A 541-nucleotide genomic window follows, 5' to 3' on the forward strand; every position below is an offset into this window, starting at 1 on the left:
AAATTATTTTTCCGTCATCGCCTTAGGCTTGCCTTGGAACGGGACAGACGGTGCGGTGTCGGATATTTCCGCAACGATCAATATGGAAACAGCGATGGCCACGATTATAACATATGGTTTTGCTCAGCCGATGAGTTGCAAAGTTTCTTAATTTCTTTGGTAACAATGAAAACTGAAATATCTAACCGTTCAATCTGAAGCCAACTTACAAGCAATAGGTACTGGGGAATGTCCGTCGTCATATAAAACGGCACAGATTTCGGCCTGGGCCAAGAGAGACTTTGCTCACCTTTATTGATTGATATTAGGCGACGGCTTTGCGGTATTGCAACCGTCGGCACTGAATAGTTCTTTCTTTTATTTTCTCCCTTCGTTTTATGATGGATTGCGCCCGTCCAAAGTAGACATCGGCAGGCGTGACGTTGCTGAGGCTCTCGTGGTAACGCTCGTGATTGTAGTGATCCACAAAGCTTTCGATCTGGCGTTCCAAGTCATCCGGCAGGAAGTAGTTTTCCAGCAGGATTCTGTTTTTCAACGTTTG

Annotated in this window: 1 protein-coding gene; it reads right to left on the reverse strand. The window is 45.3% G+C overall.

Translation table 11 applies throughout. The features are described from left to right. Window positions 1-304: 304 nt before the first annotated feature. The coding region (locus PKF00_RS45055; protein WP_271223796.1) for an integrase core domain-containing protein at window positions 305-541 on the reverse strand (237 nt) is incomplete at its 5' end.

The organism is Streptosporangium carneum (assembly GCF_027922005.1).
GTDB lineage: Bacteria > Actinomycetota > Actinomycetes > Streptosporangiales > Streptosporangiaceae > Streptosporangium > Streptosporangium carneum.